The sequence below is a fragment of the Ornithinimicrobium carbonis genome (assembly GCF_050703245.1).
GTDB lineage: Bacteria > Actinomycetota > Actinomycetes > Actinomycetales > Dermatophilaceae > Ornithinicoccus.
This window is the reverse complement of the sequence record NZ_CP192647.1, coordinates 1624292-1645092: the sequence shown is the minus strand read 5'-3', so window position 1 is coordinate 1645092 and position 20801 is coordinate 1624292. Positions and strand designations below refer to the sequence as shown.

Annotated in this window: 24 protein-coding genes and 3 pseudogenes; 10 read left to right on the top strand and 17 right to left on the bottom strand. The window is 71.4% G+C overall.

What is annotated here, in order from left to right:
* Positions 1–4: 4 nt before the first annotated feature.
* A complete protein-coding gene (locus ACQ95T_RS08210; RefSeq protein ID WP_425940940.1) occupies positions 5–2371 on the bottom strand; it encodes a bifunctional salicylyl-CoA 5-hydroxylase/oxidoreductase in 2367 nt (788 codons plus the stop codon).
* Positions 2372–2460: 89 nt separating this feature from the next.
* On the opposite strand from ACQ95T_RS08210, the gene ACQ95T_RS08205 reads away from it, so the two are divergent.
* Complete coding sequence (locus tag ACQ95T_RS08205) at positions 2461–3231, top strand: SDR family NAD(P)-dependent oxidoreductase (protein WP_425940939.1); 771 nt, start codon at positions 2461–2463, stop codon at positions 3229–3231.
* Positions 3232–3259: 28 nt separating this feature from the next.
* The gene (locus ACQ95T_RS08200; RefSeq protein WP_425940938.1) at positions 3260–3448 is read left to right on the top strand and encodes a type II toxin-antitoxin system VapB family antitoxin; all 189 of its coding nucleotides are present in this window, start codon (positions 3260–3262) and stop codon (positions 3446–3448) included.
* An 18-nt stretch (positions 3449–3466) separates the two neighbouring features.
* Here the strand turns inward: ACQ95T_RS08200 and ACQ95T_RS08195 are convergent, their stop codons facing one another.
* Both ACQ95T_RS08195 and ACQ95T_RS08190 read right to left on the bottom strand, forming a co-directional pair.
* Positions 3467–3670, bottom strand: coding sequence for a hypothetical protein (locus ACQ95T_RS08195; protein WP_431473739.1), 204 nt, complete (start codon positions 3668–3670; stop codon positions 3467–3469).
* Positions 3667–5547, bottom strand: coding sequence for an AMP-binding protein (locus tag ACQ95T_RS08190; RefSeq protein ID WP_431473738.1), 1881 nt, complete (start codon positions 5545–5547; stop codon positions 3667–3669). Before ACQ95T_RS08190 ends, ACQ95T_RS08195 begins: the two co-directional genes overlap by 4 nt.
* A 64-nt stretch (positions 5548–5611) precedes the next feature.
* Here ACQ95T_RS08190 and ACQ95T_RS08185 point away from each other — a divergent pair.
* Positions 5612–6121, top strand: a pseudogene (locus tag ACQ95T_RS08185) (PaaX family transcriptional regulator); the annotation flags it as partial.
* Positions 6122–6249: 128 nt separating this feature from the next.
* Entirely contained in the window at positions 6250–6477 is a 228-nt protein-coding gene (locus tag ACQ95T_RS08180) for a PaaX family transcriptional regulator C-terminal domain-containing protein (RefSeq protein ID WP_431473737.1), read from the top strand.
* A 5-nt stretch (positions 6478–6482) separates the two neighbouring features.
* Here ACQ95T_RS08180 and ACQ95T_RS08175 read toward each other — a convergent pair whose 3' ends face one another.
* The 9 genes and pseudogenes from ACQ95T_RS08175 to ACQ95T_RS08135 form a co-directional block, all read right to left on the bottom strand.
* Positions 6483–6635: a hypothetical protein gene (locus ACQ95T_RS08175; RefSeq protein ID WP_431473938.1), complete on the bottom strand. Its 153-nt coding sequence runs from the start codon at positions 6633–6635 to the stop codon at positions 6483–6485.
* Between the two features lie 128 nt (positions 6636–6763).
* A pseudogene (locus ACQ95T_RS08170) lies at positions 6764–7261 on the bottom strand (ABC transporter ATP-binding protein); the annotation flags it as partial.
* Positions 7258–8040: an ABC transporter ATP-binding protein gene (locus ACQ95T_RS08165; protein ID WP_425940929.1), complete on the bottom strand. Its 783-nt coding sequence runs from the start codon at positions 8038–8040 to the stop codon at positions 7258–7260. The pseudogene ACQ95T_RS08170 and the gene ACQ95T_RS08165, both read right to left, overlap by 4 nt.
* Positions 8037–9095 carry a branched-chain amino acid ABC transporter permease gene (locus ACQ95T_RS08160; RefSeq protein ID WP_425940927.1) on the bottom strand — a complete coding sequence of 353 codons (1059 nt, stop codon included), beginning with the start codon at positions 9093–9095 and terminating at the stop codon, positions 8037–8039. Before ACQ95T_RS08160 ends, ACQ95T_RS08165 begins: the two co-directional genes overlap by 4 nt.
* Before the next feature lie 157 nt (positions 9096–9252).
* Positions 9253–9936 (bottom strand): annotated as a pseudogene (locus tag ACQ95T_RS08155) (branched-chain amino acid ABC transporter permease); the annotation flags it as partial.
* An 81-nt stretch (positions 9937–10017) separates the two neighbouring features.
* Positions 10018–11223, bottom strand: a complete 1206-nt coding sequence (locus tag ACQ95T_RS08150; RefSeq protein WP_425940924.1) for an ABC transporter substrate-binding protein — start codon at positions 11221–11223, stop codon at positions 10018–10020.
* A gap of 118 nt (positions 11224–11341) precedes the next feature.
* Positions 11342–11755 carry a RidA family protein gene (locus tag ACQ95T_RS08145; protein ID WP_425940922.1) on the bottom strand — a complete coding sequence of 138 codons (414 nt, stop codon included), beginning with the start codon at positions 11753–11755 and terminating at the stop codon, positions 11342–11344.
* A complete protein-coding gene (locus ACQ95T_RS08140; RefSeq protein ID WP_431473736.1) occupies positions 11752–12165 on the bottom strand; it encodes an SDR family NAD(P)-dependent oxidoreductase in 414 nt (137 codons plus the stop codon). Before ACQ95T_RS08140 ends, ACQ95T_RS08145 begins: the two co-directional genes overlap by 4 nt.
* Positions 12138–12521 (bottom strand): SDR family oxidoreductase, encoded by a 384-nt coding sequence (locus tag ACQ95T_RS08135; RefSeq protein ID WP_431473735.1) that lies wholly within the window; start codon positions 12519–12521, stop codon positions 12138–12140. The genes ACQ95T_RS08140 and ACQ95T_RS08135 overlap by 28 nt, the downstream gene beginning before the upstream one ends.
* 67 nt (positions 12522–12588) lie before the next feature.
* On the opposite strand from ACQ95T_RS08135, the gene ACQ95T_RS08130 reads away from it, so the two are divergent.
* On the top strand, positions 12589–13383 hold the full coding sequence (locus tag ACQ95T_RS08130) for an enoyl-CoA hydratase-related protein (RefSeq protein ID WP_425940918.1): 795 nt from the start codon (positions 12589–12591) through the stop codon (positions 13381–13383).
* A 12-nt stretch (positions 13384–13395) separates the two neighbouring features.
* On the opposite strand, the gene ACQ95T_RS08125 is transcribed toward ACQ95T_RS08130, so the two are convergent.
* Complete coding sequence (locus ACQ95T_RS08125; protein WP_425940916.1) at positions 13396–13791, bottom strand: RidA family protein; 396 nt, start codon at positions 13789–13791, stop codon at positions 13396–13398.
* Positions 13792–13947: 156 nt separating this feature from the next.
* Between ACQ95T_RS08125 and ACQ95T_RS08120 the strand changes: the two genes are divergently transcribed.
* The 3 genes from ACQ95T_RS08120 to ACQ95T_RS08110 all read left to right on the top strand — a co-directional run bounded on the left by ACQ95T_RS08120 (position 13948) and on the right by ACQ95T_RS08110 (position 16790).
* A complete protein-coding gene (locus ACQ95T_RS08120) occupies positions 13948–14718 on the top strand; it encodes a cyclase family protein (protein ID WP_425940915.1) in 771 nt (256 codons plus the stop codon).
* Between the two features lie 14 nt (positions 14719–14732).
* Positions 14733–16373: a thiamine pyrophosphate-binding protein gene (locus ACQ95T_RS08115; protein WP_425940913.1), complete on the top strand. Its 1641-nt coding sequence runs from the start codon at positions 14733–14735 to the stop codon at positions 16371–16373.
* 93 nt (positions 16374–16466) lie between these two features.
* Complete coding sequence (locus tag ACQ95T_RS08110) at positions 16467–16790, top strand: type II toxin-antitoxin system VapB family antitoxin (RefSeq protein ID WP_425940911.1); 324 nt, start codon at positions 16467–16469, stop codon at positions 16788–16790.
* Between the two features lie 123 nt (positions 16791–16913).
* Here ACQ95T_RS08110 and ACQ95T_RS08105 read toward each other — a convergent pair whose 3' ends face one another.
* Positions 16914–18131 (bottom strand): hypothetical protein, encoded by a 1218-nt coding sequence (locus ACQ95T_RS08105; protein ID WP_425940909.1) that lies wholly within the window; start codon positions 18129–18131, stop codon positions 16914–16916.
* A gap of 230 nt (positions 18132–18361) precedes the next feature.
* On the opposite strand from ACQ95T_RS08105, the gene ACQ95T_RS08100 reads away from it, so the two are divergent.
* Entirely contained in the window at positions 18362–18592 is a 231-nt protein-coding gene (locus tag ACQ95T_RS08100) for a hypothetical protein (RefSeq protein ID WP_425940907.1), read from the top strand.
* A 57-nt stretch (positions 18593–18649) separates the two neighbouring features.
* Positions 18650–18901 (top strand): type II toxin-antitoxin system PemK/MazF family toxin, encoded by a 252-nt coding sequence (locus ACQ95T_RS08095; RefSeq protein ID WP_431473805.1) that lies wholly within the window; start codon positions 18650–18652, stop codon positions 18899–18901.
* A 45-nt stretch (positions 18902–18946) separates the two neighbouring features.
* On the opposite strand, the gene ACQ95T_RS08090 is transcribed toward ACQ95T_RS08095, so the two are convergent.
* The 3 genes from ACQ95T_RS08090 to ACQ95T_RS08080 all read right to left on the bottom strand — a co-directional run bounded on the left by ACQ95T_RS08090 (position 18947) and on the right by ACQ95T_RS08080 (position 20768).
* The gene (locus ACQ95T_RS08090; RefSeq protein WP_425940903.1) at positions 18947–19567 is read right to left on the bottom strand and encodes an FMN-binding negative transcriptional regulator; all 621 of its coding nucleotides are present in this window, start codon (positions 19565–19567) and stop codon (positions 18947–18949) included.
* A 155-nt stretch (positions 19568–19722) separates the two neighbouring features.
* Entirely contained in the window at positions 19723–20139 is a 417-nt protein-coding gene (locus ACQ95T_RS08085; RefSeq protein WP_425940901.1) for a HEPN domain-containing protein, read from the bottom strand.
* A 38-nt stretch (positions 20140–20177) separates the two neighbouring features.
* Complete coding sequence (locus tag ACQ95T_RS08080; protein WP_425940899.1) at positions 20178–20768, bottom strand: hypothetical protein; 591 nt, start codon at positions 20766–20768, stop codon at positions 20178–20180.
* Between the last annotated feature and the right edge of the window lie 33 nt (positions 20769–20801).

Genomic DNA, 20801 nt, shown 5'->3' with positions numbered 1-20801 from the left:
AGGGTCACCGGCCGGGCCTCCACCGTGCGTGCCGGGCCTGCGGCTCACCCTCACGGACCAGCTGCAGCCGCGGCTTGGGGCCGTCCGAGCGCCCACCCTGCGGCTTGCGCCGCCCGGCGCGCCACGGTTGCGGCCACACCGCACCGGGTCCGTCGTAGTCCTGCTCGACGGCCGCGTGCAGGGTCCAGCTCGGGTCGTAGAGGTGGGCCCGGCCGACGGCGCACAGGTCGGCGCGGCCGGCCAGGACGATCGAGTTGACGTCGTCCCAGGAGGAGATGATCCCGACCGCGATCGTGGGGATGCCGACCCGGTTGCGGATCGCGTCGGCGAAGGGGGTCTGGTAGGAGCGGCCGAACGCCGGCTGCTCGTCCGGCGTGACCTGCCCGGAGGAGACGTCGATCGCCGCGGCACCGGCGTCCTTGAAGGCCTGGGCGATCTGGACGGCGCCCTCGACGTCGATCCCGCCCTCGGTCCAGTCGGTCGCCGAGATGCGCACGGTCATCGGCCGCTCCGCCGGCCACACCTCCCGCATCGCGGCGAACACCTCCAGCGGGTAGCGCAGCCGACCCGCCAGATCGCCGCCGTAGTCGTCCGTCCGCTGGTTGGTCAGGGGCGAGATGAAGGAGGAGAGCAGGTAGCCGTGCGCGCAGTGCAGCTCGAGCAGGTCGAAGCCGGCCTCGGCGCCGCGGCGGGCCGCCTCGACGAACTCGTCCGTGATCTGCTCCATGTCGGCCGGGCTCAGCTCGCGCGGGACCTGGTTGACGCCCTCCCGGTAGGGCAGGGGCGAGGGGCCGACCACCTCCCAGTTGCCCTCCTCCAACGGCTCGTCGATGCCCTCCCACATGAGCTTGGTGGAGCCCTTGCGGCCGGAGTGGCCGATCTGCAGCCCGATCTTCGCCGACGACAGGTCGTGCACGCTCTGCACGATCCGTCCCCAGGCCGCGGTCTGCTCCTCGCTCCAGATCCCGGTGCAGCCCGGCGTGATCCGGCCCTCCGGGGACACGCAGACCATCTCGGTCATGACCAGCCCGGCCCCGCCCATGGCCTTTCCACCGAGGTGGACCAGGTGGAAGTCGGTCGGCATGCCGTCGCCGGGAGAGACGTACATGTCCATCGGGGAGACCACGACGCGGTTGGTCAGCTCGAGCTCGCCCAGACGGAAGGGCTGGAACATCGGCGGGGTGTCCGGCCGGCCGCCGGGCGTGGACCTGGCGAACCACTCGTCGATCCTCGTCACGAACTCGGGGTCGCGGACCTTGAGGTTGTCGTGGGTGACCCGTCGGCTGCGGGTCATGATGTTGAAGGCGAACTGCTCGGGGTCCTGCGAGACGTACTGTCCGAGGTTCTCGAACCACTCCAGGCTCGCCTGCGCCGCCCGCTGGGTGGACTCGACGACCGGTTTGCGCTCGGCCTCGTAGGCCGTGAGCGCCTCGTCGACCGAGCCCTGCTCGTGCAGGCAGGCCGCGAGCGCGAGGGCGTCCTCCATCGCCAGCTTGGTGCCCGAGCCGATCGAGAAGTGGGCGGTATGCGCGGCGTCGCCGAGGATGACGACGTTGCCCCGCTCACCGGCGCGCCACGTCTCGTTGCGCACCGTGGTGAAGGTGATCCAGCGCGAGTTGTTGGCGAAGATGTCGTGACCCTCGAAGATGTCGGCGCACAGCTCGCGGACGCGCGCGATCGACTCCTCGTCGCTCTCCCCCGGCGCCCACTGCCTGCCCTCGGACGCGTCGAAGCCTGCGGCACGCCACACGTCCTCGTGCATCTCCAGGATGAAGGTCGAGCCGGTGGCGTCGTAGGGGTAGCCGTGCACCTGCATGACACCCCACGGGGTGCGCAGGATGAAGAACTTGAAGGCGTCGAAGACCTTGGAGGTCCCGAGCCACATGTACTTGGCGCTGCGCGCGTCGAGGGTGGGCCGGTAGGTCTGCCCGAAGCGACGGCGCACGGCCGAGTTGAGCCCGTCGGCGGCGAGCACGAGGTCGTGGTCGCGGGCCAGCTCCTCGACGTCCGGGGCCTCGGTCCGGAAGTGCATGGTGACACCGAGTTCGCGGCAGCGGGCCTGCAGGATCTCCAGGAGCCGCTTGCGCGTCATCGCCGCGAAGCCGTGGCCGCCCGAGGTGAAGACCTGCCCGTCGAGGTGGACGTCGATGTCGTCCCAGCGCGCGAAGTCGCGCTGCATCGCCTCGAAGACCGCGCGGTCGGCGTGCTCGATGCCGCCGAGGGTCTCGTCGGAGAAGACCACCCCGAAGCCGAAGGTGTCGTCGGGGGCGTTGCGCTCCCACACCGTGATCTCGTGGGACGGGTCGAGCGCCTTGGTGAGCGCTGCGAAGTAGAGCCCACCGGGGCCTCCCCCGATGATCGCGATGCGCATCCACCGACTCCTTCGCCGTTGTCGTTGCCAGCACCGGCAGACTATGTTGACTTCACGACGGTCGTCAATGACACGGAAGAAGGTTTGCGATGGCGGGCGAGGGCGCGTTCGGCGGGAAGGTCGCCGTGGTGACCGGCGGGGCGGGCGGCATCGGACGGGCGGTCGGCGAGGGCTTCGCCGCCGAGGGTGCCGCCGTGGCGGTCCTCGACGTGCAGGGCACCGAGGAGGCCGCGGCCGCGCTCCGCGAGGGGTATGGGGTGCCCGCCCGGGGTTACGAGCTGGACGTCAGCGACCGGGACGCCGTGGTGGCGGTGATGGACTCGGTGCTCGCCGACCTGGGCGGCCTGGACGTGCTGGTCACGCTGGCCGGCGGGTCGCTGGGCACGCCTAAGGGCCTGGACGAGATCGAGCCCGAGCACGTCGACCTCGTCGTGGACGTTAACGTCAAGGGCACCTTCTACTGCGCCCAGGCCGCGCTGGCCCGGATGCCCGACGACGGCGCGGTCGTGACGGTGTCCTCGATCGGCGGGCGGCAGCCCTCCCCCGTGACCGGCGTGCCGTACGCCGCGTCCAAGGCCGCGGTGCTGGGCCTGACCCGCCGGCTCGCCCGCGAGGTCGGCGGCCGCGGACAGCGCGTGAACGCGGTCGCGCCCGGCCTCTTCCTCACCGGGCGCCTGCAGCAGATGTACGACGAGATGCCGGCGGGCGAGCGCGACGAGGTGCTCGGCGCCATCCCCCTCGCGCGCTTCCCCGAGCTGCGCGAGATCGTCGACCCGGTGCTCTTCCTCGCCGGTCCGGGGGCGTCCTACATCACCGGCGTCGTGCTCGACGTCAACGGCGGCCGCTTCATGCCGCTCTGAGCCGACACCCAAGGTGTATAGATGGGACATGGCGCGCACGAACGTCGGCATGGACGACGAACTGGTCACCACGGTGATGCGGCGCTTCGGGCTGCGCACCAAGGAGGAGGCCGTCGACCTCGCGCTGCGTCGGCTCGCCGGCCCCGTACCCACGCGTGAGGAGCTCCTCGAGCTCGAGGGCACCGGCTGGGACGGCGACGTCGACGAGCTGCGCTAGATGCCGTGTCCCCCGGCCTCAGGAGGTCAGCGCCGCCCGCACCTCGTCTGGCCACGGGGTCGCCGGAGGCCCCTCGCCGTCGTGCGGGCCCTGCCCGGAGCGGCTGCCCACGTTGACGCAGACCATCCGTCCCCGCGCGGCAGGCCCGCGCGGACCCTCGACCTCGAAGCCGTAGACGAGCGAGGAGCCGCCCACCTGCTCCACCCACAGGGAGGTGGTCACCTCGTCGCGGAACCACAGCCCAGCGGTCGAGGTAGTCCACCTCGTAGCGCACGCGGGGCACGGCGCCGTAGAGCTGCGGCAGGCCCAGCGTGGTGTGCAGCTCGTTCTCGGCCGCCTCGACCCAGCGGATGACCGCGGAGTGGTGGTAGTGCCCGGCGGCGTCGGTGTCGCACCAGTCGACGACGCGGGTGACGCTGGCCCGGGTCACGAGGAGGCGCCCTCCTTGGCCTCCCGGCGCAGCACGAAGCGCTGCACCTTGCCGGTCGAGGTGCGCGGGAGGGCGTCGATGAAGTCGATCTGCCGCGGGTACTTGTAGGGCGCGATGATCCCCTTGACGTGGTCCTGGAGCGCCTTGCGCAGCGTCGCCTCGCCCTCCGCCCCGCCGAGCGCGGCGACCCCGCCGCGCGGCACGACGTAGGCCTTGACCACGTGCCCCCGGTCCTCGTCCGGGGCGCCCACGACCGCGCACTCCATGACCTCGGGGTGGGAGATGAGCGCCTCCTCGACCTCGGTCCCGGAGAGATGTTGTAGCCCGAGCTGATGATCATGTCGTCCGAGCGCGCCTGGTACCAGAAGTAGCCGTCCTCGTCCCGGATGAAGGTGTCACCGGTCAGGTTCCAGCCGTCCTGGACGTAGAGCACCTGGCGCTCGTCGGCGAGGTAGCGGCACCCGGTCGGACCCTTGACCGCGAGCCGCCCGGGGGTCCCGTCGGGGGCGTCGCGGCCGGCCTTGTCCACGATCTTGGCCTGGTATCCCGGGACCGGCCTGCCCGTCGAGCCGGGCCGGATGTCGTCGTCGGCCGCGGAGATGAAGATGTGCAGCATCTCGGTGGAGCCGATGCCGTCGATGAGCCGGAGCCCGGTCTCCTCGTTGACGCGCTCCCAGGTGTCCCGCGGCAGGTGCTCGCCCGCGGAGACCGCGCGGCGCAGGGTGCGCAGCTGCGGCGCCTTCCCCTTCGCGAGCATGGCCCGGTATGCCGTGGGAGCGGTGAAGCAGACCGTGGCGCCGTGCTCGGCGACCAGGTCGGCCAGCTGCTCGGGCGTGGCCTTCTCGACCATGAGCGTGCTCGCGCCCACCCGGAGGGGGAAGACGACCAGCCCGCCGAGGCCGAAGGTGAAGGCGATCGGCGGCGTCCCGATGAAGACGTCGTCGGCCCGCGGCTGCAGGACGTAGCGGGAGAAGGTGTCGGCGTTGGCCAGGATGTCCCGGTGGAAGTGCATGGTGGCCTTGGGGCGGCCGGTCGTGCCGGAGGTGAAGGCCAGCATCGACACGTCGTCCGCGGCCGTGTCCACGTCGTCGAAGACGTCGGGCTTGCTCTCCGCCAGGGCGGTGATGTCCGCCAGACCCTCCACCGCGCCCCCGTAGGTGAAGGTCCGCAGGTCCTTCACGCCGGCCCGCAGCAGGTCCTCGGTGAAACGGTGGTCGCAGATCGCGATGTCGAACCGCCCGACCTCCCCGATCGCCGCCAGCTCCTTGGGTCGCAGCATCGGCATCGTGGGCACCACGACGCCACCGGCCTTGAGCACGGCGAACCAGACCGCCACCAGCCAGGGGTTGTTCGGCCCGCGCAGGAGCACCCGGTTCCCCGGGACGAGTCCGAGGTCCTCGACCAGCACGTGGGCGACCCGGTTGGCGCGGGCCCGCAGCTCGCCGTAGGTCCACCGCGTGCCGTCGGTCGCGAGCACGCAGGGCCGGTCGGCACCGCCCGGCATGCCGTCGATGACGTCGTCGAGCAGCACCGTGGCCGCGTTGAGACGCTCGGGGTAGTGCACCTCGGGCACGTCGAAGCAGAACTGCGGCCACAGCTCCCGTGGCGGCAGGTTGTCGCGGCAGAAGGTGTCGACGTGCGCGCTCGGGGTGAGCTCGTTCTGCGGCATCGGGGCCCCTCTCGTCTCGCTCCCGCCGGCCACGGTGCCGACAGGCTCCCAGTATGTTAGTTGCATGACGACAGTCAAGGGCACGCTATCTGCCGTCCCTGTCGCACCGCGCGACGGCCGCGGCGCCGACGCCGGGCTGCGCGCCTTCATCGTGACCATCTACGGGCTCTACGCCCGCGAGGTCGGCGGCTGGCTCAGCGTGAGCACGCTCATCCGCCTCATGGCCGAGCTGGACGTCGACGAGCCGGCCGTGCGCTCCTCGATCTCCCGCCTCAAGCGCCGGGGGATCCTGGAGGCCGAACGGCTCGACGGCCGCGCCGGCTACGCCCTGTCGGCCCAGGCGCGCGAGATCCTGGAGGCGGGCGACCGACGCATCTTCCGCCGCCGCCGGGGGACGCTCGACGAGGGCTGGGTGCTCGCCGTCTTCAGCGTCCCCGAGTCCGAGCGGCAGCGCCGGCACACCCTGCGGTCCCGGCTGTCCTGGCTCGGGTTCGGCTCCGTCGGCCCCGGGGTCTGGATCGCACCCGCCCACCTGCAGGCCGAGGCCCGGGAGGTGCTGGTCCGGGAACAGCTGGCGGACTACGTCGACCTCTTCGAGGCGAACTACCTCGGCTTCGGGCGGGCGGCCGAGCAGGTCGGCTCCGGTGGGACCTGCAGAGCCTGGAGGAGCTCTACCGGCAGTTCTGCGACGACCACGCGCCGGTGCTCGCCCGGTGGCGCGCCCGGCGCAGCAAGGACGACCCCGGGACCGCCTTCGCCGACTACGTGCGCGTGCTCACCTCCTGGCGCCGCCTGCCCTACCTCGACCCCGGTCTGGCACCCGAGCTGCTCCCCCGGGACTGGTCCGGCACCAGGGCCGCCGACCTGTTCTTCGCCCTGCAGCGCAGGCTGGAGGGACCCTCGCACACGTTCGTGGACCAGGTGCGCTGAGCGCCTCAGATGCCCAGCAGCTCCTCGGCCTTGGCCCGGTTGCGGCGGAACTCCTCGACGGGGACCTCCCACCGCACCGCGCCCTTCTGCATGACGACGACATGGTCGGCGACGGAGAGTGCGAGACGCAGGTTCTGCTCGACGATGAGCACGGACATGCCGGCGTTGCACACCTCGTGCACGACGTCGGCGACCTGGTGGACGACCGAGGGCGCGCCAGCCCGTCGGAGGGTTCGTCGAGCAGGAGCACGGTGGGGTTGGTCAGCAGGGCACGCCCGATCGCGAGCATCTGCTGCTCGCCCCCGGAGAGCTGGTCGCCCCGGTTGCGCAGCCGCTCCGCCAGCCTCGGGAGGAGCTCGAGGACGCGCTCCTGGGTCCAGTCGCCCTTGCGACCCGCGCGGTCGGCGACGTCGAGGTGCTCGGCCACCGTCAGCGGTGCGAAGACCCGGCGCCCCTGGGGCACCAGCCCCACGCCGAGCCTGGCGATCCGGTCCGGACGGGCGCCCGCGACCTCCTGGCCCGCCACGGTGATCGAGCCCCTCATCGGTCGGACCAGCCCCATGATCGTGCTCACGAGGGTGGACTTGCCGACGCCGTTGCGCCCGAGGAGGGCGAGCACGCCCCCCTCGGGCAGGTCGAGGTCGACGTCGTGCAGGACCCGGGAGCCGTCGTAGCCGGACACGAGGCCGCGGACGGACAGGATCGGGTCCGCCGCTCCCGGTCGGCCCGTGCCGCCCCGACCCGCGCCGCCCCGACCCGGGCCCTCCTGGCTGGTGCTCGTCATACCTCTCCCTCGATGAACAGCTCGGAGGTGTCCTCCGCGCCGAGGTAGGCATTCTGCACCGCGTCGCTGGCGCGGACGTCGTCGGGCGCACCGGTGAGCAGGTGCTGGCCGAGGTGCAGGACGGTCACCTCGTCGGCGACACCGAACACGAGGTCGAGGTCGTGCTCGACGAGGAGAACGGTGACCTCCGACGGGAGCCCGAGCACGATCTCCTGGAAGGCCGCCGTGTCGGCGGGCGACATGCCGGCCGCCGGCTCGTCCAGGAGCAGGACCGAGGGAGAGGTGGCGAGGGCGACGGCGACCTCGAGCTGGCGACGCTCACCGTGGGAGAGGGCACCGGCGGCCTGTCCGGCCCGGTGGTGCAGGAAGAGCTGCTCCAGGACGGCGTCGGCCTCCTGCACCAGCGCCCGCCGCCGCGCGACCGCGCGCCAGGGTTGCGCCTGGACCCCGTGCCGGCGCTGGACGGCCAGCATGACGTTCTCCCGCGCGGTCGCCGTGAGGAAGAGTGAGGAGTGCTGGAAGGTGCGCACGAGCCCGCGCCGGGCCCGGGCGTGCTCGGAGAGCGAGGTGACGTCCTCGCCGCGCAGCCACACCCGCCCCGAGGTGGCCCGCAGCGCACCGGCGACGAGCGCGAAGAGGGTGGACTTGCCCGCCCCGTTGGGTCCGATGACCGCGTGCCGGCTTCCGGGCCGCACCTCGAAGCTCACGTCCTCGACGGCCTTGAGGCTGCCGAAGTGCCGGGAGAGGCCCTCGACCCGGAGGGCGGGCTGCTCGCTCATGCCGGCGTTCCCGCCGGCGACGCGCTCCGGCTGGTCGACCCGGGCGACCGTCCGCCGCGGTCCCGGGGGAAGATCCGCCGCCACTGCGCCCGCCCGCCCGCGATGCCCTGGGGCAGCAGGTAGACGGTCAGCACGAAGAGGATGCCGAGCAGGAGGGAGGAGTGCCCGGAGAACATCTGGCCCAGGTAGTCGCGGGTGAAGACCACCAGGAGCGCCCCCAGGCAGGCCCCCCACATCGAGCCGACACCACCGACGATCACGGCGAGCAGGGCCAGGGCCGAGATCGAGAACCCCATGTCGCCGGGTGCGACGAACCGCTGCGAGGAGGTCCACAGCGACCCGGCCAGCGCGGCGAGGCCGCCGGCGTAGACGTAGGCCGCCAGGGCGTAGGAGTCGGTGCGGTAGCCGACGGAGCGCAGCCGGGGCTCGTTGTCGCGCATCCCGCGCAGCGTCAGCCCGAACGGCGAGCGCAGCAGGACGTGCACCCCGACGTAGGCCAGGACGGCGACGGCCAGCACGTAGTAGTAGACAAGGCCCTCGTTGACGAGCCCCTCGCCACCGGGTGCGACCACGACCGGGGGTATGCCGCTGAGCCCGTCGGTCCCGCCCGTCACCCGGTCGAGTCGACCGGCGGCCGAGTAGGCGATCTCGCCGATCGCCAGGGTGATCATGAGGAAGGCGACGCCGCGGCCCCGGATGGCCAGCGGGCCGGTCAGCACCGCGGCGACCACACCGGCCAGGGTGGCCACCAGGAGCTGCACGACGCCGAGCTCGGACCAATGGATCCCCACGAGCGCCCCGGTGTAGGCGCCGACGCCGAAGTAGGCCGCCTGGCCCAGCGTCGGCATGCCCGTCACGCCGGTGAGCAGGTTGACGCTCATGGCGAGCACGGCGAAGATCACGGCGCGGGTGAAGGTCATCACCGTGAAGGTCCCGAAGACCCACGGGACCGCCAGCAGCAGGGCGACCACGGCCGCGACCAGAAGCGCCGTGCGCACCGGGAACGGGCGCCGGGAGGGGGTGCGCGACGGCATACCCGTCGTCCGCGTGCTCATGCGCGCGCCGGGGCGAACAGGCCCTGCGGGCGCAGGGCGAGGACCAGGAGCATCGCCCCGAAGAGCAGGAAGGGCGCGTAGGCCGGCACGACGGCGGCACGCCGAGCGTCTGCACCTGACCGATGAGCAGGGCACCCAGCAGCGCGCCGCGGACCGAGCCGAGCCCGCCGATGACGATGACGACGAGGGAGAGCACCAGGACCCGCTCGTCGATGCCCGGGCCGGGCGCGATGATGGGCGCGCCGAGGACACCGCCGACCGCCGCGAGGGCCGCGCCGAAGCCGAAGACGCCGAAGAGGATCTTGCGGGTGTCCACGCCCATCGCGCGCACCATGTCGCGGTCCGCCACCGTCGCCCGCACGAGGGCGCCGACCGAGGACCGCTCGAAGGCGAGGTAGACGAACGCCGCCAGCAGACCCGCGACGCCGATGAAGACCAGGCGGTAGAGCGGGTAGGCGTTGCCCAGCAGCGAGATGGAGCCGCCGAGGGCGCTCGGCGGCGCCGTCGGCAGCACCTCGGCACCGAAGACCATGATCAGCAGCTCGCCCGCGATGAGCATGATGCCCAGAGTCAGCGCCGCCTGGTCCAGATGCCCCCGGCCCTGGAGCGGCGCCACGGCAGCGGCCAGGAAGGCGCCCCCCAGCAGCCCCACGACCAGCCCCACCACGAGCGCGACGAGCAGGCCGAGCCAGCTCCCGTCCGACAGCGCGTACGCGGTGTACGCGCCGGCCAGGTAGAGCGTGCCGTGCGCCAGGTTGAGCACGTCCATCATCCCGAACACCAGGGACAGCCCCACGGCGAGGGTGAACAGCAGGAGACCGTAGGCCACCCCGTCCACCATCGAGACGAAGTTCGCGTCGAGCCAACCGATCATGAGGTCGGGAGCATGCAGGAGCGTCCGGGGACCGTCGCGCCCGCTGCCTCAGTCGCTGCCCAGCTCACCGAGCTCCTGCACCACGACGTTGGTCAGCTCCCCGTCGACCTCTTGGACCTCGCGGAGGTACCACATCTGCACGGGGGTGCCGATGTCGGACCACGACCACGTGCCGCGCGGCGACTCGACCTCGGTGATCTCGCCGATCGCCGTGTTGATCGCCTCGGAGTCGGCCCCGCCCGCAGCCTCGATGGCCATGTCGAGGACCTTGGCGGCGTCGTAGGAGGCCATCGCGTAGGTCGTCGGGTTGCGGTCGGTCTTGGCCTTGTAGGCCTCGACGAAGCTGGTGTTGAGCTCGTTGTCGAGGTCGTAGTTGTAGTTCATCGCGGTGAAGGTGCCCTCGGCCGAGTCGCCCTGACCCTGCAGGACTCCACCCTCGGTGAGGAAGCCGGCCGAGTAGTGATCGATCTCGCCCTTGAGGCCGAACTGGTCGTACTGCTTGACGAACTCGACCGCCGCGCCGCCGGCGTAGAAGGAGAAGAGCGCCGCGGCGTCGGAGGACAGGGCGTTGGCCAGGAACGGCTGGAAGTTCGTGGTGCCCGGGAAGGGGGTGTAGACCTCGTCGACGATCTCGCCGCCGGCGGGCTCGAAGGTCTTCTTAAAGCCCTCGACCTCGTCCTTGCCGGCCTGGTAGTCGGCCGCGAGGAAGTAGACGCCGCCGTCGACGTTCTCGGCGACGTAGGCACCGAGCGCCTCCCCCGGCTCGTCGTTGACGTAGGAGGTGCGCCAGATGTAGGTGGCGTCGGTGAGCGTCGTGGGTGAGGCGTTGGAGCCGACGAGCGGGATCTTGCTGGTCTCGAAGAGGTCCGCGACACCGTTCATCACCGCGGAGTTGACCACGCCGGTGACCACCGCGACCTCGTCCTGCTTGACCAGCTTGTCCGCGGCCGCCTTGCCGGAGTCGGCGGTCTCGCCCTCGTCGGCGAGGATCACCTCGACCTCGAGGCCACCGAGCATGTTGTCGTGCTCCTCGAGGTAGACCTCGAAGCCGGCCTTCATGTCGTCGCCCAGGCTCTTGTAGACCCCGGACTGCGGCACGAGGAGGCCGACCTTGATGGGGCCCTCGGCCGTGGCGTCATCGCCGTCGCCCCCGCCGTCGCCGCCGCCGCCGAGGGTGCCTCCTCCGCAGCCGCCCAGGACGAGCGCTCCGGACGCGACCAGGGAGAGCATGGATGCCGTGCGTCGAGTGGTCATGTGCGCAGAACCTTCCTCAGGTGGTGCGGACGCCCCGTCGCGCCGCGTGTGTGATGTGCACCATATGCCGTGCCCGTGTCGCTCGTCCACAACCCGACACACGTGTCCGCCACACGTGTCAGCGCAGCAGCGCCATCCCCTGGACCTCCACGAGGGCCTCGACGTCCCAGAGCCGGGACACCCCGATGCCCGCCGTGGCCGGGTAGTGGCTGCCGATGAGCGTCTTCCAGACGCGGCCGATCTCGCGGGCGTGAGCCTTGTAGTCGTCCATGTCGACGATGTAGATCGTCAGGCTGGCCAGGTCGGTCGGCTGACCGCCGGCCGCGCGCAGGGCGGTCAGCAGCGAGGTCAGCGCGACCTCGAACTGGTCGACGACCGTGTCCCCCACGATCCTGCCCTCGCGGTCCAGCGCCGTCTGTCCGGCGAGGAACACCACCCGCCCGGTGCCCACGACGGCGTGGCTGAAGCCCTTGGGCTCCCCCAGCTCCGGCGGGTTGACGAGCTCCATACCGCTACCGCTCCCCTGCATCATGACTGGAGCCCTCCTCCGTCGACGTTGATGCCCTGACCGGTCATGCCGCCGTTGCGGACGCAGGTCAGCACGGCCTCGACCACCTCGTCGACCGTGATGAGCCGGTTGATCGGCTGCTTGGCCTCCAGCGCAGCCCGGGCCTGCTCGGGCGTGCGGCCGGTCTTCTCCACAATTCCCCGCACCGTCGCCTCGGTCATCGGCGTGTCGACGTACCCGGGGCACACCGCGTTGACGGTGACGCCGGTCCGGGCCAGCTCCATGGCGGCCGATCGGACCAGCCCCAGCACGCCGTGCTTGCTGGCGGTGTAGGCGGAGATGTAGGGCTCCCCGAGCTTGGCCGCCACCGAGGCCACCACGACGATCCGACCGTGACCGGCCGCCTTCATCGCCGGGATGGTGCGGCGCAGCATCCGGAACGGCGCGGTGAGGTTGAGAGGTCGAGCATCTGCTGCCACTGCTCGTCGGTGGTCTTCTCCACCGAGGCCGAGACCCCGGCACCGGCGTTCGCGACGACGACCTCGGGTCCCGCCCACTGCTCCTCGATGCTGTCAAGAAGCTCCTCGACCGCGCCGGGCGAGGTCATGTCGGCCGGCAGCACGAGCGTGGGACCGGGGCAGGCGGCCGCTGTCTCCTCGAGCTGCTCCCGGCTGCGCGCGGTGAGGGCGACGGCATACCCCTCCTGGCTCAGCGCGAGCGCGACTCCGGCGCCGATGCCGCGCCCGGCTCCGGTGACCAGGGCGACGGGCATTCCGGGAGGTGGCGGCATGGCGGCGACCTTGCCACGCTCCATGACGACCGTCAAGATTGCGACATACCGACGATGAGGAGCACCGATGAAGCCGGACGAGTTCACCGACATCACCTACGAGATCGAGGAGACCTGGGCGGTGATCACCATCAACCGTCCGGAGCGCTACAACTCCTTCCGGGGCCGGACGGTCGACGAGCTGCTCGCCGCCTTCAAGCACGCCTGGGCCGACAGCCGGGTGGCGTGCGTGATCCTCACCGGGGCCGGCGAGAAGGCCTTCTGCGCCGGCGGTGACGTCAAGGAGCGTGCGGAGACCGGCAGCTACGGCGAGACCGAGTTCGGCCTGTTCCAGATCCAGCAGCTGCACCAGACCATGCGCGACATCCCCAAGCCGGTCATCGCCGCGGTCAACGGGGTCGCGGTCGGTGGCGGGCACGTCCTGCACGTGCTCTGCGACCTGTCGATCGCCAGCGAGACCGCCCGCTTCGGCCAGAGCGGACCGAGGGTCGGGTCCTTCGACGCCGGCTTCGGCTCGGCCTACCTGGCGCGCGTGGTCGGCGAGAAGCGCGCCCGCCAGATCTGGTTCCTGCTCGACCTGTACGACGCGCACACCGCCGAGCGCTGGAACCTCGTCAACGACGTCGTCCCGGCCGAGGAGCTGATGGACAAGGCGCGGGAGTACGCCCGAAAGATCTCCTCCTACTCCCCCACCGCCCTGCGCTTCCTCAAGCACAGCTTCAACGCCGACTCCGACCACATGCAGGGCCTGGGCAACATCGCCTTCGCCGGCCTCGACCTCTTCGTCGAGACGCCCGAGGCCAAGGAGGGCGCCAACGCCTTCGCCGAAAAGCGGGCGCCGGACTTCGGACCCTGGCGCTGAGGGACCGCCGCCTTAGTCGAGCACGACGGTCGCCTCGATCTCGATGAGCAGGCCGGGAACCGCGAGCCCGGTGATGCCGACGATGGTCTGGGCAGGGTGCTGGTCGCTGCCCTGGACCTCCTCGATGCCGGCGGTGATCGCCTCGTACTCGGTCGGGGCCGTCGTGTAGATCGTGCGGCGCACCACCTGATCCCATCCCGCGCCGATGCTCTCGAGCGCGATCTGCAGGTTGCGCATGGCGGCCACGGTCTGGGCACGCAGGTCGTCCCCGCCGACCACCGAAAAGTCGGGGGCGAGGGCCACCTGGCCGGCGATGTATGCCGTGCGCCCTCCCTGGGCGACGCTCACGTGGCTGAAGCCGGGGGCGGGGTGGAGTGCGTCGGGGTTGATGAGGTCACGGGTCGTCATGGCCAGCTCCGTCGTCAGTCGGGTCGAGGTCGGCCAAGGCTAGGGCCGACCGGCCCGGAAGTGAAGGCGACGGGGCGTTTCTGTTGCCTCATTGACGCCCGTCACAGGCCCCTCATAGGCTGCGCGGACCACTCGTCCCCGTCCTCGGAGGCCACCATGTCCGTCCTCGCCCAGCTCGCAGACGCCTTGAGGGACGGCAGCGTGGAGGTCGTCGACCTCACCGCGCCGCTCTCGTCCGAGACCCCGCTCCTGGAGCTGCCGCCGCAGTTCGGGCAGACGGCGCAGTTCCAGCACGAGGAGATCAGCCGCTACGACGACCGCGGCCCGGCGTGGTACTGGAACAACTTCCGCACCGGCGAGCACACCGGCACGCACTTCGACGCGCCCAACCACTGGGTGACGGGCAAGGACCTCGACGACGTCTCCAGCGTGCCGGTCGGCGTCTTCCTCCGGCCGGCCGCCGTCATCGACGTCGTCGACCGGGTCGAGGCCGACCCCGACTTCCTTCTTGAGCGCGAGCACGTCAAGGCCTGGGTCGAGGAGCACGGCCCGCTGCCGTCCGGTGGCTGGCTGCTCTGCCGCACCGGCTGGTCCAGCCGCACCACGCAGCAGGACATGATCAACAACACCGAGACCGGCCCGACAAGCCCGGGCATGTCGGTCGACTGCGCGCGGTGGGTCGCCGAGGAGACCGACCTCATCGGCATCGGGGTGGAGACCGTCGGGACCGACGCGGGCGCCGCCCACTCCTTCGACCCGGCGTTCCCGTGCCACGCACTGCTGCTGGGTGCGGGCAAGTACGGCCTGGCCCAGCTGCAGAACCTGGACAAGCTGCCCCCGACCGGCGCGATGGTGCTCGCCCCGCCGCTGAAGATCGTCGACGGCTCGGGCTCTCCCGTGCGCGTGCTCGCCCTCGTCGAGCATTAGGTCGGGCTGGTCACATGCTCGTCTCAGAGGCGGTCGGGCGGGCCCTGGTCGCCTGCGGCATCGACCACGTCTTCGGCGTGGTGGGCTCGGGCAACTTCCACGTCACCAACGCGATGGTCGCCGCGGGCGCCCGGTATGTCGCGACGCGCCACGAGGGCGGGGGCTCCACCGCGGCCGACGGGTATGCCCGTGTCTCGGGTCGCCCCGCCGCGGTGAGCGTGCACCAGGGGTGCGGCTTCACCAACGCGATGACGGGCATCGCCGAGGCGGCCAAGTCGCGCACGCCGCTGGTGGTCGTGGCCGCCGAGGTGAGGGAGCCACGGTCCAACTTCTTCGTCGACCAGGAGGCGATGGCGCGGGCTGTCGGCGCCGTGCCGCACCGTGTGACCTCGGGCGAGGAGGCGGTCGCCCAGACCGTCGCCGCGCTGGCCGAGGCGGTGCACGGCCGGAGGACGGTCGTGCTCAACCTGCCGCTGCCGGTGCAGGGCCACGAGGTGCCGGCGGGCGCGCTCGACGGCGTCGGACTGCCGCCCGCCCCGGACCCGGTCGAGCCGTCGGCGGGGGACGTGCAGCGGCTGGTGGCTGCACTGTCCACGGCGCAGCGGCCGGTCTTCGTCGCGGGACGCGGCAGCCGGTCGGCGCAGGCGCGGGATGCCCTGCGGACGCTGGGCGGGAAGTCCGGCGCCCTGCTCGCGACCTCGGCCGTCGCCAAGGGACTCTTCTCCGACGACCCCTGGCAGATCGACGTCTCCGGGGGCTTCTCCACGCCGCTGACGGCCGAGCTGGTGCGCGGCGCGGACCTCATCGTCGGGTGGGGCTGCGCCCTCAACATGTGGACGATGCGCCACGGCCGCCTCATCGCCGACGGCGCGACCGTGGTGCAGGTCGACGACACGCCCGACGCGATCGGCACACACCGCGACCTGACCTTCGGCGTGGTCGGCGACGTGGCCCGGACCGCCGAGGCCGTGGGCGACGCGCTCGAGGCGACGCGCACGGCGTACCGGACCCCCGAGGTGGGCCAGCGGCTCGCGGCGCAGCTGCGGTGGCGCGACGTGCCCTTCGACGACAGGAGCGGCGACGGGCGGATCGACCCGCGTGCTCTGACGATCGCCCTCGACGACGTACTGCCCACCGAACGGGTCGTGGCGGTCGACTCGGGCAACTTCATGGGCTACCCCAGCATGTTCCTGTCGGTCCCGGACGAGGAGGGCTTCTGCTTCACGCAGGCCTTCCAGTCGATCGGGCTCGGCCTGGCCACGGCGATCGGTGCCGCGCTCGCCTGGCCGGACCGGCTGCCGGTGGCGGCGCTCGGCGACGGCGGTGCGCTCATGGCCGCGGCCGAGCTGGAGACCGTCGTGCGGCTGGGCCTGCCGATGCTCGTCGTGGTCTACGACGACGAGGCCTACGGCGCGGAGGTGCACCACTTCGGGCCGGGCGGCCACGACCTGGCCACCGTGCAGTTCCCGCCGACCGACATCGCCGCGATCGGGCGGGGCTACGGGATGGAGGGGGTCACCGTCACGTCCGTGGAGGACCTCGCGCCCGTGCGCGAGTGGGTGGCGGGCGGCCCGTCCGGACCGATGCTGGTGCATGCCAAGGTCACGCAGGACGAGGCGTCCTGGTGGTTGGAGGAGGCGTTCAGGGGCCATTGACGGGCCGCGCGTCCGGAATGCGCCCGCCTGCGAAGAGGTCCCGCAGTGCGCGCCGAGGGACGGGCTGGGACGGTCAGGCGTAGCGTTGGGTGCATGTCGCGCGCCCACATCGACATCGACGACGCGCTCGTCGCCACGGTGATGCGGCGGTACGGGCTACGTACCAAGACGGAGGCTGTCGACCTCGCGCTGCGCCGGCTCGCCGGCCCGGTGCCCACGCGTGAGGATCTCCTTGCGCTCGAGGGCTCCGGCTGGGACGGGGATCTCGACGAGGTGATGGATGCCGCTGGGCTCGCCCGCCCGCCCAGCAGGCGGCTGGCGGACCTTCCTCGGCCGGAGGGCGCCCCGGGCACCACGTTGTCGGAGGCGCTCAGCCAGGACCGCGCGGACCAGCGCGACACCCGGAGGTCGTACTGATGCGCGAGGACGACCTGCTGGGCGTGGTGACCATCACGACCGCCTCGCGGAGGCGACACGGCTGCTCGGGTTCCCCGCCTCGCGCCGGGACGCTGACGCGATAGCGGAGCTGCGCCCCGAACGTCAGGTGTCGACGACGCCCTCCTCGACCAGGGTCGTCGCCATCAGCGCGACGTCGTGGCCGAACGCGGTGGGCAGGAGCGCGTCACCCTCCCTGCGCCATACCCGCAGGTCCCCCATCTCGTGCAGCGCCCGGTGGAGAGCACTGTCGCTCCAACTGCGCGCGGACTCGTCCCGACGCCCTACCAGGGTGTGGTGGTTCTTGGGGCTCTGCCACCACCAGTCCTCGAGCTCCGTGAGGGGCATGGACTCCCGCGCCGGGTCGAGCAGGTGCAGCAGCGCACCCATCAGCGGTGACACGTGGATGGGGGCGGCGTGGATCAGCACGGCGCTGGCCAGGACGACACCGAGGTGGCGCCACTCCTCGTCGGAGGTGGGCTCGTCCCAGGCGGCGTAGACCCGGGTGCGGCTCAGCTCCAGCAGCCCCGCTTCCAGGCAGGCCGTCCACAGCCGGTGCAACGGCCGGCAGTCCGCCGCGCTGCGGAAGGATTCCCTCGCCGCCGCCACCCAGAGCTCCTGCGACTCGAGAGGGAGCTCGGACACCAGGTCGCCGTAGGCCAACCGGTCCGCCTCGCGCTCCCACTCGCTCAGCCCCAGCAGGTCGTACGCCTCGCGCGCGGGGGCCAGCCGCAGCACCTCCGTGGAGGTGATCTCCCTGCCCCGCTCCCCCACCCACTCGACCAGGCGCCGGCACTGCTGCACGAACGGCGCCGCCCGCACGTCGGCGGCGACCTCCGACAGGTCGGCGAAGGGGATGTTGCCGTCCTCGTCCCCGAGGCCGAAGACGTCCTCGAGACCGTCGTCGTCCCTGAGCGAGGCCATGAGGTCGGTCGATGCCATCCCGCGCAGGCTCCCCTGGTGCGCCGACGGGGAGGACATAGCGATCCGCTGGTCGTCGGGCAACGCGTTCCACGCCTCGACGATCTGCTGCATCCGCTCGTTGAGCTCCTCCATCGACCCGGCGCCGTCCAGCGTCAGCCCGATGCTCTCGCCGAACTCCACGAGCGACTTGGCCGCGCCGTGCCGCGTCGGGTCGGCGCAGGCGTCGGGCATGCGCGGCGCCGCGCGCCGCGCCTCTTTCGCCAGCTCACGTGGGTCGGCCGAAGAGGACGCCATCCGGCCGGTGCCCCGCAGGAAGCGCCAGAAGCTGTCCAGGGTCTCGACCAGCCGGTCGACGTCGGGCACGCCGGAGGGGCCGTGGGAGGGCCAGCGGACGAGCATCAGGTGCTCGGCGCTGCCGGCCGGCCAGTCCTGCGGCGCTGAGGTCGAGAAAGTCGCGCAGGTTGAGAACCGTCTCGAGCAGGTCACGGTCGAGCGGCTGCCGGCGCTTGTCGGCCCAGGCGACGGCATGGCGGATGAGCAGGTCGTGTTGATCCACGGGCCCATCCTCTCCCAGAGGCCATGACGGAAGCCTCGGCCAAGCACACGGACCTCGTTGTACAGTTTGTCGTATGTCGACGCTGACAATTCGCACTGACGCGGCGGTGGAGCATGCTCTTGCCGTGCTCACCAGTGGGGGCCTCTCGCGCTCGGAGGCCGCCCGTGCAGCGATCCTCGAGGCAGAGCGCGCGCACCGACGAGCCCGGCTGAGGGCTGAGGCCGAGGCTCTGCGCGACGATCCTGAGGATGTCGCCGCCTCGCGCCAGCTGGCTGCCGAGATGGACGACGCGAGTGCGTGGTGACGTCTACCGCCTGCGGGCGCCCAAGGATGCCCGAGGGCACGGGCAGTCCGGCCCGCGATATGTCGTGGTCGTGCAGTCCGACGACCTTCCGCTGTCGACGACTGGCTCGTGGCGCCGACGTCGACGGGCAGACGCGAGGCGTCCTTCCGTCCCGAGGTGGAGATCGACGGAGTGAAGACGCGCGTGATGGTCGAACAGCTGACCGTCATCGATCCCGAGGTCCGTCTGGGCGAGTTCGCGGGGCGGCTGGAGTCTGCGGAGATGAGTGCCGTTGACGAGGCGATGCTGACCGTGCTGGGCCTCGACTGAGCCGACCACACATCCAGGGCGAACCGGCATCGTCCTGGCGCGAGATCACAACTCCGGGCGTCCCTCCCGGACCCGCTTCATCTCCTCAGCGAGACCGGCGTTGTGCTCCGCCACGTGGTCGATCACGTTGTCGATGACCTCGGGCGACTTGTTCTGGCTGAGCTTGGCGCGCGCGTCGAACCGGTCGACCCGCATCCGGAAGCTCACCGCGCCCCTGGCCTCCCGCCGGGTGGCCGGCTCGTCCTCGGCGAGCGAGCGACCGCCGGGCCGGTCCCGCTCGAAGTGGTCGGTCAGGAGGGAGAGCGCCGCGTAGTTCTCCTCCTCGTCGAGGATCTCGGGCGTCCCGTACAGGTGTGCCGTCACGTGGTTCCAGGTCGGCACGAGGTCGCCGGGGGCGTACCAGCTCGGCGAGATGTAGTCGTGCGGCCCCTGGACGATGACCAGGATCTCGTGCCGACCCAGCTCGTGCAGCCGGTCGTCGGGACGCCCGAAGTGGCTGAGGATGGTGATGTCCGGGCCGTCGGCGCGCTCGTCGAGGATGACCGGGTAGTGCGACGCGACCAGACCGGTGCTGCTCGGCGAGACGATCGTCGCCCACGGATGGTTCCGGATCAGTCGCCGGACCTCGTCCGGGTCGGTCATCAGATAGTGCGGGGTATGCCGCATCGCGCCTCCGTCGTCGTCCGCGGCCGTCTCCCCGGCCCGTCCTGGGTTTCAGCCATTCTCCTCGGTGTCGAGGAACACGTTGCATCAGCCCGGTAAAGACCCGCCCCTACGGTGAAGTCCTCCATGCCCCCCGGAGGTGGGGCGAACTGGTCAGGTCAGAAGAGCCCCAGGTCCGGTAGCAGTCGCGCGGCGTCGTCGATGATCTCAGCGGCCCGCTCGACTGCGTCGCGAGCCTCGTCCGTGGTGGCGTCGTTGCCTGGACGCGTCGGGTACTCGAGCTCGTTACGTCGACGCCGCAGAGCACCGAACTGACGGAAGACGGGGCCGAACTGAGATTTCACCGCGCGCTCGACAGCGTAGTGCCCGCCTCGGGTCGTCGGCCTCAGACCCTGGTGCGTCAGCAGGGCTGTCAACGCGTGACGCGCGGCATCGTAGGCGAGGACGAACGCAGAGTCCGGGTCGTTCTCAAGGACGGACCGAGCGCTCTCAAGTGTCGTGGACGCTCTGGTCAGGAGCGATTCACCGTTGGCGGCCCCACCCGAAACCTGCTGAAGATCGCCCGCCTCGATCATGGACCGCACCGAAGCTTCGCCCTGTCCCCACCGGACCATCAGCCCTCCCCCTCGTCGCCTCCGATCACAGCAGTATGAGCGGTGCTCCTGATCTGAGCCACGAGCGCATCCACAGGCTCACGCCACTCCTGAGGAGACCGCACGACCGGGTTGACCTCCAGACCCAGACGTTCCTGGGCCCGCTCCGCCGCTTCGTACACGTCTGCCCGGTCGACGTCTCCCACGACCAGCACGTCGATGTCGTGCGGCGGAGGCCCCACCGCGCCCGCGTACCGCGCAGCCCAGGACCCGAAGATGACCACGCGTTCGGCCCCCGGCATGGCGAACTCGTCCGCCACGACCACCCTGGGACCGAAGCTCAGGTCGAGGAGCTCGGCCAGCGGTCGGCTCGCCGGGTGCCCCAGGTTGGCGCGAAGAAGACGGTTGCGCCCCAGGCTCCGACTGGAGATCAGACCGGCCGTCTCGAGGCGGACCACTTCACGGTGGAGAGTCGAGAGCGGGGCACGAACACGGTCGGCAAGCTCGGTCACCCCGTACTCCTGCTCCGGGTGCAGGAAGAGCCACATGAGCAGCTCTGCCTGGTGCTGCGAGCGGAAGATCGGCAGCAGGGCTGGCCCCTGACTTCGCATAGACGGAAGATATCTCTCAGTTAAGCGAAGAAC